At 64.3% G+C, this 15,291-nt stretch carries 14 protein-coding genes and 2 pseudogenes; 10 read left to right on the top strand and 6 right to left on the bottom strand.

Annotated elements, in window-relative coordinates; genetic code table 11:
* A pseudogene (locus RT028_RS16750) lies at positions 1–215 on the top strand (acyl-CoA thioesterase); the annotation flags it as partial.
* 46 nt (positions 216–261) lie between these two features.
* On the opposite strand, the gene RT028_RS16745 reads toward RT028_RS16750, so the two are convergent.
* Positions 262–1,497, bottom strand: a complete 1,236-nt coding sequence (locus RT028_RS16745; RefSeq protein ID WP_312936233.1) for a sodium:proton antiporter — start codon at positions 1,495–1,497, stop codon at positions 262–264.
* A gap of 246 nt (positions 1,498–1,743) precedes the next feature.
* Here RT028_RS16745 and RT028_RS16740 point away from each other — a divergent pair.
* Positions 1,744–1,869 (top strand): annotated as a pseudogene (locus RT028_RS16740) (EamA family transporter); the annotation flags it as partial.
* 56 nt (positions 1,870–1,925) lie between these two features.
* Positions 1,926–2,312: an MAPEG family protein gene (locus RT028_RS16735; RefSeq protein WP_312936232.1), complete on the top strand. Its 387-nt coding sequence runs from the start codon at positions 1,926–1,928 to the stop codon at positions 2,310–2,312.
* A 2-nt stretch (positions 2,313–2,314) separates the two neighbouring features.
* Here RT028_RS16735 and RT028_RS16730 read toward each other — a convergent pair whose 3' ends face one another.
* Entirely contained in the window at positions 2,315–3,478 is a 1,164-nt protein-coding gene (locus tag RT028_RS16730; protein WP_312936231.1) for a murein transglycosylase A, read from the bottom strand.
* 122 nt (positions 3,479–3,600) lie between these two features.
* Here RT028_RS16730 and RT028_RS16725 point away from each other — a divergent pair, with 122 nt between their 5' ends.
* Complete coding sequence (locus tag RT028_RS16725) at positions 3,601–4,047, top strand: c-type cytochrome (RefSeq protein ID WP_409567284.1); 447 nt, start codon at positions 3,601–3,603, stop codon at positions 4,045–4,047.
* A gap of 31 nt (positions 4,048–4,078) precedes the next feature.
* Here RT028_RS16725 and RT028_RS16720 read toward each other — a convergent pair whose 3' ends face one another.
* The 4 genes from RT028_RS16720 to RT028_RS16705 form a co-directional block, all read right to left on the bottom strand.
* On the bottom strand, positions 4,079–4,474 hold the full coding sequence (locus tag RT028_RS16720) for a DUF1090 domain-containing protein (RefSeq protein WP_312936229.1): 396 nt from the start codon (positions 4,472–4,474) through the stop codon (positions 4,079–4,081).
* A 114-nt stretch (positions 4,475–4,588) separates the two neighbouring features.
* Positions 4,589–6,325: an NAD-dependent DNA ligase LigB gene (ligB, locus tag RT028_RS16715; protein WP_312936228.1), complete on the bottom strand. Its 1,737-nt coding sequence runs from the start codon at positions 6,323–6,325 to the stop codon at positions 4,589–4,591.
* A 144-nt stretch (positions 6,326–6,469) separates the two neighbouring features.
* Positions 6,470–7,660: a methionine adenosyltransferase gene (metK, locus tag RT028_RS16710; RefSeq protein ID WP_312936227.1), complete on the bottom strand. Its 1,191-nt coding sequence runs from the start codon at positions 7,658–7,660 to the stop codon at positions 6,470–6,472.
* On the bottom strand, positions 7,657–8,673 hold the full coding sequence (locus RT028_RS16705) for a metalloregulator ArsR/SmtB family transcription factor (protein ID WP_312936226.1): 1,017 nt from the start codon (positions 8,671–8,673) through the stop codon (positions 7,657–7,659). The genes metK and RT028_RS16705 overlap by 4 nt, the downstream gene beginning before the upstream one ends.
* Before the next feature lie 282 nt (positions 8,674–8,955).
* Here RT028_RS16705 and tkt point away from each other — a divergent pair, with 282 nt between their 5' ends.
* From tkt to fba, 6 genes are all read left to right on the top strand, one after another.
* A complete protein-coding gene (gene tkt, locus RT028_RS16700; RefSeq protein ID WP_312936225.1) occupies positions 8,956–10,953 on the top strand; it encodes a transketolase in 1,998 nt (665 codons plus the stop codon).
* Between the two features lie 214 nt (positions 10,954–11,167).
* Complete coding sequence (epd, locus tag RT028_RS16695) at positions 11,168–12,229, top strand: erythrose-4-phosphate dehydrogenase (RefSeq protein ID WP_312936224.1); 1,062 nt, start codon at positions 11,168–11,170, stop codon at positions 12,227–12,229.
* Positions 12,230–12,241: 12 nt separating this feature from the next.
* Positions 12,242–13,405 (top strand): phosphoglycerate kinase, encoded by a 1,164-nt coding sequence (locus tag RT028_RS16690; RefSeq protein WP_312936223.1) that lies wholly within the window; start codon positions 12,242–12,244, stop codon positions 13,403–13,405.
* Positions 13,405–13,656: a hypothetical protein gene (locus tag RT028_RS16685; protein WP_312936234.1), complete on the top strand. Its 252-nt coding sequence runs from the start codon at positions 13,405–13,407 to the stop codon at positions 13,654–13,656. The genes RT028_RS16690 and RT028_RS16685 overlap by 1 nt, the downstream gene beginning before the upstream one ends.
* A gap of 46 nt (positions 13,657–13,702) precedes the next feature.
* A complete protein-coding gene (locus RT028_RS16680; protein ID WP_312936222.1) occupies positions 13,703–14,029 on the top strand; it encodes an MliC family protein in 327 nt (108 codons plus the stop codon).
* A gap of 105 nt (positions 14,030–14,134) precedes the next feature.
* A complete protein-coding gene (gene fba / locus RT028_RS16675) occupies positions 14,135–15,199 on the top strand; it encodes a class II fructose-bisphosphate aldolase (RefSeq protein WP_312936221.1) in 1,065 nt (354 codons plus the stop codon).
* Positions 15,200–15,291: the final 92 nt, after the last annotated feature.

The following is a 15,291-nucleotide window of genomic DNA, read 5'->3' as shown; positions in this document are numbered from 1 at the left end:
GCGACATCATCGAACTGGGCATCACCGCCACCGAGTTCGGCCGCACCTCGATCACCCTGCGCTGCGAAGTGCGCAACAAGATCACCCGCAAGAGCATTCTCACGGTGGATCGCATGGTGTTCGTGAACCTGGGTGAGGATGGTTTGCCGGCGGCGCATGGACGGACGCAGATCAAGTACCTGGAAGATCAGTTTCCGGAAGGTTCGGTGGAGTGAGTGACGAGGGGCCGCATGTGCGGCCCCAGTCTTTTTCCAGAACGCCTTACGGCTGCTCGCTCACCCGCCGTACCACGCGCCCCACCGTCAACCCTTGGAACAGAATCGACGACAGCACCACGATGTAGGTGATCGACAGCAACAAATCCCGCTCTTCACCGGCTGGCAGCGACAGCGCCAGGGCCACCGAGACACCGCCACGCAGGCCACCCCAGGTCAGCACGCGAATGGTGCCTTTGGGTACCGTGCGCCAGCGGCGCAGCAGCAGGATCGCCGGGGCCACGGTCAGCAGGCGCGAGCCCAGTACCGCCACTGCCAGCACGCTGCCTGCGGCCAGGTGCAACCAGTTGAACGGCAGCAGCAACAGCTCCAGGCCGATCAGGGCGAACAGCACGGCATTGAGCATGTCGTCGATCAGTTCCCAGAAACCGTCCATGTAGCGGCGCGTCATGTCGTTCATCGCCAGGTTGCGACCCAGGTTACCGATGATCAGGCCGGCCACCACCATGGCGATGGGCGCCGAGACGTGCAGTTCGTACGACATCACCGAGCCGCCGAAGACCAGTGCCAGGGTCAGCATGACCTCGACCTGGTACTGCTCGATGCCCTTGATCATGCGGTAGGTGGCGTAGCCGATCACTGCGCCGAACACGATACCGCCCACGGCCTCGTGCAGGAACAGCATGGCGGTGTCGGCCAGGCTCGGCGTTTCGCCCAGTTGCAGGATGCCCAGCAGCACGGTGAACACCACCACGGCGGTGCCATCGTTGAACAGCGACTCGCCGACGATGGTGGTCTTCAGCGGCTTGGGTGCATTGGCCGTGCGCAGGGCACCGAGTACCGCGATGGGGTCGGTGGGCGAGATCAGCGCGCCGAACAGCAAGCAATAGATGAGGCTCACGTTCCAGCCGAACAGGGCGAACACCCAGTGGGCGAACAGGCCGATCACCACGGTGGCGATCAGCACGCCCACGGTGGCCAGCAGGCCGATGGGCCAGCGATAGCTGCGCAGATCGCTCAGGTTCACGTGCAAGGCGCCGGCGAACAGCAGGAACGACAACATCCAGTGCATCAGCAGGTCGTTGAAGTCGATCTGGCTCATCAGGCTCTCGACGCGTGCTTCCAGGCCGGGGAAGCCGATCAGGCTCAGGCCCTGGAGAATCAGCGAGAACAGCAAGGCGGTGACCATCACGCCGATGGCCGGGGGTAGCCCGATGAAACGGTAGTTGACGTAGGTGAGGAGGGTGGTCAAGCAGATAAACGCAGCAACGAGTTCAAGCATCCTGAATCCTGTGGCAGTGGCTTCCAAGTCGAAACCCGAAGGGTTTGCGGAGTTGTTTGATGATCTGACCCAGCGGTCGGGCACATGCTCTGACCAGAAAACTGCGCAACGTTCCGCTTGTGTCCAAGATCGGCTCGCTGTTCTGGCTTGGGGCGCGTGGGGTGACTAAGATGGCATGCGAAACATTCGCTTACCTTTCACGCTGTGATAGAGGTCTGATGGGTGCTGGCGCCGATCGGCCTGTGCATGGGTTCGATTGTCCAAGCGGCGGCGCTGCGTGAGTTGAGCGTGAGCCTGCTGGGCCTGTTCGGCATGCGTTACCTCAAAGAGCCGTTCGGCGGCCCGAGACTTCTGGACTGCGCGCTGGTCTGAGGCGGTGTGCTGCTGATGAACGCTAATCCTTGTCCTTCGTTTTCTGGAGTTGCCGTATGACCGTTGCCCTGTGGTGCATATTGTTCGCGATGTTCCTGCCGCCGCTGTGCGCCCTGGGCGCAAAACTGTCCAGTGGGCGCTTCGGTTTTCGTGAAAACCACGACCCGCGTGCGTTTCTCGACACCCTGTCCGGCCTGCCACGGCGGCTGCATTCGGCCCAGCAGAACGGCTTCGAGACCTTTCCGGCCTTTGCCGCCGCCGTGCTGGTGGCCGATGTGGTGGGCCATGCCGAGCAGGTGACGCAAGATGTGCTGGGTGTGCTCTACATCACCAGCCGCCTGTTGTTCATCATCTGCTACATGGCCAACCTGGCCGCCTTGCGCTCGTTGGCCTATTTCGTCGGCCTCGCGCTGATCGTGAGTTTCTTCATCGTTTCGGTCTGAGCTCAAGGCACCTTGGGTACATCGGGCAATGCCTGGCCCTTGGGCCAGAGCATCCAGATCTGCCCCTGCTGCTTCATGTTGCCGGCCAGCTCACCCGCCTCAGGGCCCGTGCCCCAGAACAGGTCTGCGCGGACCTCGCCGGTGATCGCACCGCCGGTATCCTGCGCGCCGACCGGGCGTACCACCGGGCTGCCGTCAGGGCGGGTGGTCGACAGCCAGAGCAGGCTGCCCAGCGGAATCACCTTGCGGTCGATCGCCACGCTGTAGCCGGCCGTCAGCGGCACGTTCAGCGAGCCCCGCGGGCCCTCGTTGCTGTCTGGCCGGGCGCTGAAGAACACATAGCTGGGGTTGCTCGCCAGCAGCTCCGCGACGCGCTCCGGGTGGGCCTGGCCCCAGGCGTGGATGGCGCCCATGCTGACCTGATCCTTGCTCAACTCACCCTGTTCCACCAGCCAGCGGCCAATGGGCCGGTAGGGATGACCGTTCTGATCGGCGTAGCCCAGGCGCAGCTGACGGCCGTCATCCAGTTGCACGCGGCCTGAGCCCTGGATTTGCAGGAATTGCAGGTCCATGGGGTCGGTCAGCCAGGCCAGTACCGGGGCCTGGACGCCTTCACGGGCGATCACCTCGGCAGTGTCGTAAGGCTTGAGCACACGGCCATCGAGGCGACCGCGCAGGCGTTTGCCCTTGAGTTCGGGGTACACACTGGCGAGGTCGACCACGATCATGTCGTCGGGAATTCCGTAGACCGGCACCGATGCCTGCGGTGTCTGGGTCAGGCTGCCGCGGTACACCGGTTCGTAGTAGCCGGTGATCAGGCCATTGGCCTGTTGCTCGGCGGAGCGCAGGCCGTAGACCTCAAGGGTCTTTTGCAGAAAGGCACGAACCTGGGCAGGATCGCCCGGCACCGCCTGTGCGGCCTCGCAGGTGGAGGCCCAGACCGGGTTGCGCGTGAGTTTCTCGCAGCCGTTGCGCCATGCCATGAATCCGGCCAGCAGGTCGGCGTCACTGACGCTCGGCAGATCCTGCCAGGTGCCAGGCACGTAGGTGGCGATCGCATGTGGTGCGGGCTGGGGCTGGGGCTTGTCCTCGTCGCCGCCGTTGCAACCCGCCAGCAAGGCCAGGGCCGCGAGTGTGCCGGCGAGGCGGCGTAGGGGGAACGTCATGGGCAATACCTTCAAAATGGATGCGAGCCTGGGGTATTAGCCCTGGCTTCTGTAAGGGGATTGGTCTTGGCGACCAAGACGGGGATACTAGCGGCCTATTTTCGCCAGTCATAGGGATCGGGATGTTGAAGTGTTTCGCCGCAATGCTGTGTATCGCTGTAGGGCTGGGCGGCTGTGACCGCGTCGACCCGGATTCGCCACTGGGCAAGCGCAAGGCCATCTTCAAGGAGATGATGCAAACCAGCGAGCACCTGGGCGGCATGTTGCGGGGGCGGGTAGCGTTCGACAGCCGTGCTTTTGCCGAAGGCGCGGTCCGGCTCGACACCCTGGCCCATGCGCCATGGCAGCATTTTCCAGCGGTCAGTGACGGCGACCAGAGCAATGCGAGGGCGCAGGTGTGGCAGCAACAGGCCCGCTTCACGGAGCTGGCGGGCCGGTTGGAGGGGGCGACTGCTGCATTGCGCGAGCAGACCCGTGCGCAGCCGCTGGAGGCTGCTCGGCTAAAAGCGCCGATGGACGATGTGGAGCAGGCCTGTACAGCTTGTCATCGGGAATTTCGCAATCACTGAAGCGCGCTGCCAGGCGCCGCTTGCGCGGTACTTAGCGGTCAAGCTCGTCGGTGGCTTCCTGAAGCTCTTTCTTCGCTTCGGCAAGCTTGTCTTTGCGTTTGTTGATCTTTTCCGCGTCGCCTTTTTTCATGGCCTTGTCGAGGTCTTTGGTGCGCTGGGCAACTTCATGGCGAGCGTCGAGCACCTTCTGTTCACGCTCTTTGCGCAGACTGGCGTCAGTGCAGTGCTCGGTGTTTTCCTTGAGCGCCTTTTCCAGCCCGCTGACCTCGAAGCTGTTGCCCTTGTCGCGCGCGATCTGCAGCTGATTCTCGATGGCGCTGCGTTTGGCGGCGCAACCGGTCAGGCCGGTATCAGGTTGTGCGGCTTGCACACCTGTCGCGGCGACAAACAGGGTAGTGAGCAGGGCAAGCGAGAACAGGCGTTTCATGAAGAGCCTCCTTGACGGGGCGAGGTAGCAAAAGTTGGGGGAAATCCTGCCTTGGTTTTCAGGTTTGGGAAAGCTTTGATAGCGGCTCGCCTCATTAATCAGACTTTTCTCACTCTAGAATTTCCCATCCGCTCTTGCATCGTCATCGACTAATGGTGGCTTGAAACCATCGATGCCTAGCCGCCCCAACCGCTCAGCCAGCACATTTACAGTGGGGTTTTCAAAGAACGCGTGCAGTTGTCGCGTTTTGTGCACGCCGACCCCGCTGAAGCGTTGCCAGTCTTCGGGCGAGCGCTGGCGCAGGGTGAACCAGTCCGGGCCCAGTGCCGGTCCTTTGACCGGCGGTGCGCCCAGGGCGCGTAACCACTGCGTGAAGGTCCGTGAACGCGCAGCCTGGAAGCTGCGCTGCAACTGTTCAGCCCGTGCTTCGCCGATGCCCGGCACCTGCCGCAGCCGCGCGGCATCCAGGGTGAGCCAGTCGACCAGCCCGGTCACGGTGCCTGCCTCGACCAGTTGCCGCCACGTACCACTGCCCAGTCCTGGCAAGGCCAGGCCCTGCTTGCCGCTGAGCCAGGAGAGGCGGGCCACGAATTGCGCCTGGCAACCCTCGCCGGGTTGCCAGCAACTGAGCGGATGGTAGGCCGCAGGGTCCGGGATCGTCAGCGGCTGACGGACGCTTGCGCGGTGGATCACCTGCTCGAACCGCGCGATGGTCAGGCCAGCCAGGCTGATCTGCACCTGATCACCCGGGCGCACGTCCAGGGCCTGCCAGCGTGCCAGCGAACCAAGGCTGACCCGTGTGATGCGCCGGTCATCGAGCTGCACCGGCTGCAGGTGCAACATTGGCGTGATGCGCCCGCTGCGGCCGATGTTGAAGCGCACGTCGCGCACCTCGGCCAGCACCTGGCTGAACGGGTACTTCCAGGCTGCGATCCAGTACGGCGCCTGCGCCTGCCAGCGTGTGGCGGGTGGGCGGCGATCCTGGCGCAGTACCACGCCATCAGTGACGAACGGCAGTGGCGAGCGGTACCAGTGCTGACGCCAGTGCACGGCCTGTGCAGGGGTGTCGATGGCGACACTGAACCGTTGCGTGTCGGCAAAGCCCAGCGCCGCCAGGCGGGCATAGCGCGCCTGCTGGGTATCGGGCCCTTCAGGCCAATCCCAGACGAACACACGGATCTGCGCGCCCTGAACCTCGTTCATCTGCTTGCGCGCCAGCAGCCCGGCCACCGTACCGCGGGCATTGACGCTGCCCTGCTGGGCCTGCACATGGCTGTCGAGGTGCAGGTACAGCTCGGCGTGCAGCACCAGGTCAAGCGGCTCCGGCAGGGTCTGCGGGACCTGGCTCAGCACTGGCAGGTGGCGGCTCCAGTCATGCCCGGCCGTGCCGTTGCCGCGGCTGATCACCTGCAGCAGCTGGCCTGCGCGGTACACCAGCGTTGCCGCCACGCCATCGACCTTGGGCTGCAGCCACACTGACCGCTTCCCGTGCAGCCAGCGGCGCAGATGGGTCTCGTCGCTGAGCTTGATCAGACCGGTGTGGGCAATCGGGTGCAGCAACGGGCCGCCGGCCGTGGCCAGAGGATCGGCCGCCCTTTGAACGGCGAAGCATGCCTGTAGCCGGTGCAGGCGAGAACGGCTCTGGTCGTAGACCTCGTCGGCGACCAGGCCGATGCCCAGGCGGTGGTAGTGATCGTCCCAGCGGGCGAGGGTCGCCCGCAGATCGTGGATTTCGCTTCTGGCCTGCGCGGCTGGCCAGTCTGGGCAGGCCGGAGCCTCGGCATGTGCCCGGCTGTGAAGCAGCGCGCTGCAGGCGCAGAGCAGCACTGCGATGAATCGTCTGAACGGCATGGCCGGCTTCCTTGCGGCAATGGCAACGCGGCCAAGCCTAGCCACGCTCTTCGCTGGCGCGAGCCTGAACGTGTCAGTGCATGTTTCACGAAAAAGCCCCTGCCGATCGCTCGACAGGGGCTTTGGTAAACGTCTGCAGGACGTTTACAGGCCGGCAGCGGCCCGCAGCTGTTCGGCGCGGTCGGTGCGTTCCCAGGTGAAGGTGGTGAAGGTGTCATCACCGACGGTCTTCTGTTGCGGGGTGCGGCCGAAGTGGCCGTATGCCGCGGTCTCCTGGTACATCGGGTGCAGCAGGTCGAGCATGGTGGTGATGGCGTAGGGGCGCAGGTCGAAGCACTCGCGCACCAGCTGCACGATGCGCGCATCGGAGATCTTGCCGGTGCCGAAGGTGTTGATCGCAATCGACGTCGGCTGCGCGACGCCGATGGCGTACGACACCTGGATCTCGCAGCGTTCGGCCAGGCCGGCAGCGACGATGTTCTTGGCCACGTAACGACCGGCATAGGCGGCGGAACGGTCGACCTTGGACGGATCCTTGCCCGAGAACGCGCCGCCGCCGTGACGGGCCATGCCGCCGTAGGAGTCGACGATGATCTTGCGCCCGGTCAGGCCGCAGTCACCCACCGGGCCACCGATGATGAAGTTGCCGGTGGGGTTGATGTGGAACTGGGTGTCCTTGTGCAGCAGTTCGGCCGGTAGGGTCTGCTTGACGATCAGCTCCATCACGCCATCGCGCAGGTCTTTGTAGGACACGTCCGGATTGTGCTGGGTCGACAGCACCACCGCATCGATCCCGACTACTTTGCCACCTTCGTAACGGCAGGTGACCTGGGACTTCGCATCCGGGCGCAGCCACGGCAGCAGGCCGGACTTGCGCGCTTCGGCCTGGCGCTCGACCAGACGGTGCGAGAAGCAGATCGGTGCTGGCATCAGCACGTCGGTTTCGTTGCTGGCATAGCCGAACATCAGGCCCTGGTCGCCGGCGCCCTGGTCTTCCGGCTTGGAGCGGTCGACGCCCTGGGCGATGTCCACCGACTGCTTGCCGATGATGTTCATCACAGCGCAGGTGGCGCCGTCGAAACCGACGTCGGAGCTGTTGTAGCCGATGTCGATGATGACCTTGCGCACCAGGTCTTCGAGGTCAACCCAGGCCGAGGTGGTGACTTCGCCGGCGATGATCGCCACGCCGGTCTTGACCAGGGTTTCGCAGGCCACGCGGGCGTACTTGTCCTGGGTGATGATGGCATCGAGGATCGCATCGGAAATCTGGTCGGCGATCTTGTCCGGATGCCCTTCGGACACGGACTCGGACGTGAAAAGGGAGTATTCGCTCATCTCGAAGGGTTCCTAACGGTATCGGTGAAAGGGGTGAGAGGGGCCCGCTGGAAATGCCGGACCTGAATCTGGAAGCCGTTGCGCAGGCCCACATAAAGGCTTTCGCCGGGGGTCAGCCCGGCCTCGCTGGCCCAGCGGGCCAGGTCGTGCTGGTCAAAGCCCAGCCACAAATCGCCGCAGGCATCGCGGGCCCAGCGCTGATCATGGCTGCACAGCTCGGTGACCAGCAGGCTGCCGCCGTGGTTGACCCGCTGGGCCAGCTGGCGCAAGGCCAGGGCCGGGTCGCTGAAATGGTGCAGGACCATGTTCAGCACCACGCAGTCGGCCTGGGCCTGGGACGCGTCGAGGGCGTCGGCGAGCTGCAGGGTGACGTTGTCCAACTGCTCGCGCAGGCACACCTGGCGTGCCAGTTCGAGCATGGTCGGGCTGTTGTCCAGCGCCGTGACCTGGGCAAAACGCCGGGCCAGATCGGGCAGGAAACCGCCGTCGCCGGGGCCGACTTCCAAGGCCGTGGCCTGGGCCGCAAAGCTGAGCTTGTCGAGCAAGGCCAGCAGGCTTTCGCGGTATTGCGGCAAGCCGGCGATAAGGTCCTGCTGGGCGCGAAACTTTTCTTCGACACGCAGGAAAAAATCCTGGCTGGTCACGGCGCGGCGCTGTTGCACCTGCACGATGCGTTGCTGGAGATCGAGCGCCAGTGGCAACCGATCGACTTCTTCGAGCAGCGCGGCATGCACGCGCCCGCCCAGGCGCAGGCCGTCGGGCAGGGCGCGGCGATAGAAGATGGCGTTGCCCTCGCGGCGCGTGGCCACCAGGCCGGCCTGGGACAACACTTTCAGATGGTGGCTGATGCCGGACTGGCCGATGTCGAAGATCTGCGCCAGTTCCAGCACGCCGAAGGAGTCGCTGGCCAGCACCCGCAGTACGTTCAGGCGCAGCACGTCGCCGCTGGCCTTGCACAGGGCGGCCAGGTCGTCGGTGGACTGCACGGGGAACGATTGCACGGGTAGGTTCATGGGTCGGCAGTCTAGTCAGGGCCGGCAAGGCTCGCAATAGCAATATCAAAAAGTTTTGATATTGGTGCCTGATGCGCGGCGGCGAGTGCTGCGTGATGGGTCATGGGCTGCAGAAGAACGCTGCCTGGGTGACGCTGGCGGCTCGAAACGCCCAACATACGCGCCCAGATCCAGGGAATTTTTCCCCTACTGACCATCCGTCATTGCCCCGGGCACCACCACTAGGCGAAAATGGCCGACTCTTTCCGTGTTACCTCTTTTCCAGCCTTCAGGAGACCAGCGATGCCTAGCCGTCGTGATCGTGCCAATGCCATCCGCGCCCTCAGCATGGATGCCGTGCAAAAGGCCAACAGCGGCCACCCCGGTGCCCCGATGGGCATGGCGGATATCGCCGAAGTACTGTGGCGTGATTTCCTCAAGCACAACCCGAGCAACCCCAAGTTCGCTGACCGCGACCGCTTCGTGCTGTCCAACGGTCACGGCTCGATGCTCATCTATTCGCTGCTGCACCTGACCGGCTACGACCTGACCATCGATGACCTCAAGGGCTTCCGTCAGCTGCACAGCCGCACCCCGGGCCACCCCGAGTACGGCTACACCCCAGGCGTGGAAACCACCACCGGCCCGCTGGGCCAGGGCCTGGCCAATGGCGTGGGCTTCGCGCTGGCCGAAAAAGTCATGGCTGCGCAGTTCAACCGTGAAGGCCACGACGTCGTCGACCACCACACCTATGTGTTCATGGGTGATGGCTGCATGATGGAAGGCATCTCCCACGAAGCGGCGTCGCTTGCCGGCACCCTGGGCCTGAACAAGCTGATCGCGTTCTACGACGACAACGGCATCTCCATCGATGGCGAAGTGCATGGCTGGTTCACCGACAACACCCCCGCGCGCTTCGAGGCCTACAACTGGCAGGTGATCCGCAACGTCAACGGCCATGACGCCGACGAGATCAAGACCGCCATCGAGACTGCGCGCAAGAGCGACAAGCCGACCCTGATCTGCTGCAAGACCATCATCGGCTTCGGCTCGCCAGGCAAGCAGGGCAAGGAATCGTCCCACGGCGCCCCGTTGGGTGATGACGAAATCATCCTGTCGCGCAGTGGCCTGAACTGGAGCTACGGCGACTTCGAAATCCCTGCCGACATCTATGCCGAATGGGATGCCAAGGACGCTGGCGCCAAGGCCGAAGCCGAATGGAACCAGCGCTTCGATGCCTACGCCCAGGCCTTCCCGGAACTGGCTGCCGAATTCAAGCGCCGCTCCAGCGGCGAGTTGCCAGCCGACTTCGCCGCCAAGGCCCAGGCCTACGTGGAAGAAGTGGCAGCCAAAGGCGAAACCATCGCCAGCCGCAAGGCCAGCCAGAACACCCTCAATGCCTTCGGCCCGCTGCTGCCTGAACTGCTTGGCGGCTCGGCCGACCTCGCCGCCTCCAACCTGACCCTGTGGAAAGGCTGCAAGGGCGTCGAAGCCGGTGATGCCAGCGGCAATTACGTGTTCTACGGCGTGCGCGAGTTCGGCATGACCGCGATCATGAACGGCCTGGCCCTGCACGGCGGCCTGGTGCCGTACGGCGCAACGTTCCTGATGTTCATGGAATACGCCCGCAACGCAGTGCGCATGTCGGCACTGATGAAGCTGCGCGCCATCCACGTCTACACCCACGACTCCATCGGCCTGGGCGAAGACGGCCCGACGCACCAGCCGATCGAGCAACTGACCAGCCTGCGTACCACGCCGAACCTGAACACCTGGCGCCCGGCCGATGCGGTCGAGTCGGCGGTGTGCTGGAAAGAAGCGTTGCTGCGCAACGACGGCCCGTCGGCACTGATCTTCTCGCGTCAGAACCTGCAGCATCAGGACCGCAGCGCCGCACAGATCGCCGAGATCAGCCGCGGTGGCTACATCCTGCGCGACTGCGCCGGTGAGCCAGAGCTGATCCTCATCGCCACCGGTTCCGAAGTGGGCCTGGCGGTCGAGGCGTACACCAAGCTGAGCGAGCAGGGCCGCAAGGTCCGTGTGGTGTCGATGCCGTGCACCAGCGTGTTCGACGCGCAGGATGCGGCCTACAAGCAATCGGTCCTGCCGGTCGAAGTCGGCGCGCGGATCGCCATCGAAGCAGCCCATGCCGACTACTGGTACAAGTACGTGGGCCTGGACGGTCGCGTGATCGGCATGACCACCTACGGTGAGTCGGCGCCTGCCGGTGCACTGTTTGAGGAGTTCGGCTTCACCCTGGAAAACGTGTTGAGCACGGCTGAAGAGTTGCTGGAAGACTGAGGCGTTGGCCTGATGCGACGGGCAGGGGCTTTTGCCGTCATAGCCCTGCCCGAGCACTGCGCCATCCTGTTGAATGAGGCTTGCGGTAATGGGCCGGCGTAGCCGGCCTGTTTCAAGCGACGACGCAGCAGGAGGTGGATAGCGATTGCAGCCTGCCGGCCGCCCCCTCTGTCCAACCACCGCTTCACAACATTCTCTGCCCTACGAGCCCCGAATGCCCCACTCGCGTCCCTACAAAGTTGCACTCAACGGTTATGGCCGGATTGGTCGCTGTGTCCTGCGTGCCCTGGTCGAACGTGGCGCGAGGGCAGGCTTCGAGATCGTTGCATTGAATGACCTGGCCGATCAGGCCAGCATCGAATACCTGACGCGCTTCGACTCCACCCACGGGCGATTCCCCGGCGAGGTGAAGGTCGAGGGCGACTGCCTGCATATCAACGGCGACTGCGTGAAAGTCTTGCGCAGCGCCACCCCCGAAGGCGTCGACTGGGCCGCGCTCGGCATCGACCTGGTGCTCGAGTGCTCAGGTGCCTACACCTCACGTGCCGACGGTCAGCGCTTTCTCGATGCCGGCGCACCGCGGGTGCTGTTTTCCCAGCCCATGGCCAGCGAAGCCGACGTGGACGCCACGGTGGTCTACGGCATCAACCAGAACTGCCTGACGGGCACCGAGCGTCTGGTGTCCAACGCCTCGTGCACCACCAACTGCGGCGTGCCGCTGCTGCGCGTGCTCGACCAGGCGTTCGGCATCGACTACGTGCAGATCACCAACATTCACTCGGCCATGAATGACCAGCCCGTGATCGATGCCTATCACCACGAAGACCTGCGCCGTACCCGCTCGGCGTTTCAGTCGGTGATTCCGGTGTCCACGGGCCTGGCCCGTGGCATCGAGCGGCTGCTTCCGGAACTTGCCGGGCGAATCCAGGCCAAAGCGGTACGTGTGCCCACGGTGAATGTCTCGTGCCTGGACATCACCTTGCAGACCGCGCGTGACACCACGGCCGCCGAGGTCAACCAGGTATTGCGCGACGCCGCCTTGAGTGGCCCGCTGCACGGCCTGCTGGCCTACACCGAACTGCCGCACGCCAGTTGCGATTTCAACCATGACCCGCATTCGGCCATCGTCGATGCCAGCCAGACCCGCGTCTCAGGCTCACGCCTGGTGAACCTGCTGGCCTGGTTCGACAACGAATGGGGGTTTGCCAACCGTATGCTCGACGTTGCCGACCATTACCTGCACGTCGTCCACCAAACCTGCACCCCACAGCCCTGAAGGACCGCATTGATGACCGTGTTGAAGATGACCGACCTCGACCTGCAAGGTAAGCGCGTACTGATTCGCGAAGACCTCAACGTCCCGGTGAAAGACGGCGTGGTGGCAAGCGACGCGCGGATCCAGGCTGCGCTGCCGACCATCAAGCTGGCGCTGGAGAAAGGCGCGGCGCTGATGGTCTGCTCGCACCTGGGCCGGCCGACCGAAGGCGAGTTCTCGGCCGAGAACAGCCTGCAGCCGGTGGCCGACTACCTGAGCAAGGCCCTGGGCCGTGAAGTGCCGCTGATCAAGGATTACCTGGGCGGCGTCGAGGTCAAGGCCGGTGATCTGGTGCTGTTTGAAAACGTGCGCTTCAACCAGGGCGAGAAGAAGAACGCCGACGAGCTGGCGCAACAGTACGCTGCGCTGTGCGACGTGTTCGTCATGGATGCCTTCGGCACCGCCCACCGCGCCGAAGGCTCGACCCACGGGGTTGCCAAATTCGCCAAGGTCGCGGCCGCAGGCCCGCTGCTGGCCGCTGAGCTGGACGCCCTGGGCAAGGCCTTGAAGGCCCCGGCTCAGCCGATGGCGGCCATCGTTGCCGGCTCCAAGGTATCGACCAAACTCGACGTGCTGAACAGCCTGAGCCAGGTGTGCGAACTGCTGATCGTCGGTGGCGGCATCGCCAACACCTTCCTTGCCGCCGCTGGCCACCCGGTTGGCAAGTCGCTGTACGAGCCTGACCTGGTCGAGACCGCCAAGGCCATCGCTGCCAAGGTCAATGTGCCGTTGCCGGTCGATGTGGTGGTGGCCAAGGAGTTCGCCGAGAGCGCCGAAGCCACCGTCAAGGCCATCGCCGACGTCGCCACCGACGACATGATCCTGGACATCGGTCCACAGACCGCTGCCCACTTCGCCGAGCTGCTCAAGACCTCGAAGACCATTTTGTGGAACGGCCCGGTCGGCGTGTTCGAGTTCGATCAGTTCGGTAATGGCACCCAGGTGCTGGCCAAGGCCATCGCTGCCAGCGCTGCGTTTTCCATCGCCGGCGGTGGCGACACCCTGGCAGCCATCGACAAGTACGGCGTCAGCAGCGATATTTCGTACATTTCCACGGGCGGTGGCGCCTTCCTCGAATTCGTCGAGGGCAAGGTGCTGCCAGCCGTTGCCATTCTGGAAGAGCGGGCCAAGGCCTGATAACGCTGGCGCCTGGCAAAGGGAGCGACCTGATGGTCAAGCAATTGCCCGTGATGCTCATGGCAGGTCTGCTCGGCGCGTGCGCCAGCAGCCCGGCCCCCGACGTCGACTCGCCGCAAGCGCCCAAGGGCGGTTGCTACCAGTCGCAATGGCAGGCCGAAACGGTTCCGGTGATCAGCAAGCGCCTGGGGCAGGAAGGTCTGGAGAAGTACGACGACGAGCATCAACGCAAGGCGCCGGGGTGCCCGTGAGGGCGCCAGGCGGCCAGGCATGGATTCGACGAGCCGGGAGAGGTTTATGAAAGCATTGATGGCCGCCGTGGTCTTCGCGGCCCTGGCCGGTTGCTCGTTGCTGCAACCGGCCACCCCCGAAGGGGCAGCTGACAACTGGACGCGCTGGGTGTGCGACAGCCAGACCGAAGTGCTCTGGCGCTTCACCGACAGCGCGCGCCAGTCGGTCGACGTGCGTCTGGGCAGCCGTGCCTACCGGCTGCTGTCCGAGCCGAGCGGTTCCGGAACACTGTACAGCGATGGCGTGCTGGCCTTGCACCTCAAGGGCGATGAAGGCCTGGTGTACTGGGTGGCAACCAACGATCTGATTGGGCGGGGCTGCAAGGCACCGTGAATGGCCGGGCTGCCCTACTCAGCGCGGCCCACACAACATGAACAGCAACCGCCCCAGCGGCAGGCTTGCACGACACTACGACGCTTGTCGGGAGAGAGATACACCATGGCACTTATCAGCATGCGCCAGATGCTGGACCACGCCGCCGAATTCGGCTACGGCGTTCCAGCTTTCAACGTCAACAACCTCGAGCAGATGCGCGCCATCATGGAAGCGGCCGACAAGACCGACTCCCCGGTCATCGTCCAGGCCTCGGCCGGTGCGCGCAAATACGCTGGCGCCCCGTTCCTGCGCCACCTGATCCTGGCCGCCATCGAAGAATTCCCGCACATCCCGGTGTGCATGCACCAGGACCACGGTACCAGCCCTGACGTCTGCCAGCGCTCGATCCAGCTGGGCTTCAGCTCGGTGATGATGGACGGCTCGCTCAAGGCCGACGGCAAGACCCCTGCCGACTACGACTACAACGTGCGCGTGACCCAGCAGACCGTCGCCTTTGCCCACGCCTGCGGCGTGTCGGTAGAAGGCGAGCTGGGTTGCCTGGGCAGCCTGGAAACCGGTCAGGCCGGTGAAGAAGACGGCATCGGCGCCGAAGGCACCCTGGACCACAGCCAGATGCTGACCGATCCGGAAGAAGCCGCCGACTTCGTCAAGCAGACCCAGGTCGATGCCTTGGCCATCGCCATCGGCACCAGCCACGGCGCCTACAAGTTCACCAAGCCGCCCACCGGTGACATCCTCGCCATCGACCGCATCAAGGAAATCCACAAGCGCATCCCCAATACCCACCTGGTGATGCACGGTTCCTCCTCGGTGCCGCAAGAGTGGCTGGCGATCATCAACCAGTACGGCGGTGACATCAAGGAAACCTACGGCGTGCCGGTCGAAGAAATCGTCGAAGGCATCAAGTACGGCGTGCGCAAGGTCAATATCGACACCGACCTGCGCCTGGCGTCCACCGGCGCCATGCGTCGTCACATGGCGGTGAACCCGAGCGAGTTCGACCCACGCAAGTTCTTCGGTGAAACCGTGAAGGCCATGCGTGACGTGTGCATCGCTCGTTACGAAGCCTTCGGCACCGCTGGCAACGCCTCGAAGATCAAGCCGATCACCCTCGAAGCGATGTTCCAGCGCTACGCCAACGGCGAGCTGGCTGCCAAGGTCAACTAAGCTGACTGCATCACCAGGAACCCGCAGCGATGCGGGTTTTTTCATGGTGCGCCAGGCATGGCGCGTCGCGCGCAAGCGCAACCCGCTTGGTT

Source organism: Pseudomonas sp. (assembly GCF_032058845.1).
GTDB lineage: Bacteria > Pseudomonadota > Gammaproteobacteria > Pseudomonadales > Pseudomonadaceae > Aquipseudomonas.
This window is presented reverse-complemented; position numbering and strand designations above follow the sequence as displayed.

Coding starts and splice junctions, on each gene's coding strand:
- ligB (WP_312936228.1), bottom strand. CDS start 6,325: ATGCCGTTCAGACGATTCATCGCAGTGCTGCTCTGCGCCTGCAGCGCG.
- RT028_RS16730 (WP_312936231.1), bottom strand. CDS start 3,478: ATGACGTTCCCCCTACGCCGCCTCGCCGGCACACTCGCGGCCCTGGCC.
- RT028_RS16690 (WP_312936223.1), top strand. CDS start 12,242: ATGACCGTGTTGAAGATGACCGACCTCGACCTGCAAGGTAAGCGCGTA.
- RT028_RS16745 (WP_312936233.1), bottom strand. CDS start 1,497: ATGCTTGAACTCGTTGCTGCGTTTATCTGCTTGACCACCCTCCTCACC.
- RT028_RS16705 (WP_312936226.1), bottom strand. CDS start 8,673: ATGAACCTACCCGTGCAATCGTTCCCCGTGCAGTCCACCGACGACCTG.
- RT028_RS16735 (WP_312936232.1), top strand. CDS start 1,926: ATGACCGTTGCCCTGTGGTGCATATTGTTCGCGATGTTCCTGCCGCCG.
- fba (WP_312936221.1), top strand. CDS start 14,135: ATGGCACTTATCAGCATGCGCCAGATGCTGGACCACGCCGCCGAATTC.
- metK (WP_312936227.1), bottom strand. CDS start 7,660: ATGAGCGAATACTCCCTTTTCACGTCCGAGTCCGTGTCCGAAGGGCAT.
- RT028_RS16720 (WP_312936229.1), bottom strand. CDS start 4,474: ATGAAACGCCTGTTCTCGCTTGCCCTGCTCACTACCCTGTTTGTCGCC.
- epd (WP_312936224.1), top strand. CDS start 11,168: ATGCCCCACTCGCGTCCCTACAAAGTTGCACTCAACGGTTATGGCCGG.
- tkt (WP_312936225.1), top strand. CDS start 8,956: ATGCCTAGCCGTCGTGATCGTGCCAATGCCATCCGCGCCCTCAGCATG.
- RT028_RS16725 (WP_409567284.1), top strand. CDS start 3,601: ATGTTGAAGTGTTTCGCCGCAATGCTGTGTATCGCTGTAGGGCTGGGC.
- RT028_RS16680 (WP_312936222.1), top strand. CDS start 13,703: ATGAAAGCATTGATGGCCGCCGTGGTCTTCGCGGCCCTGGCCGGTTGC.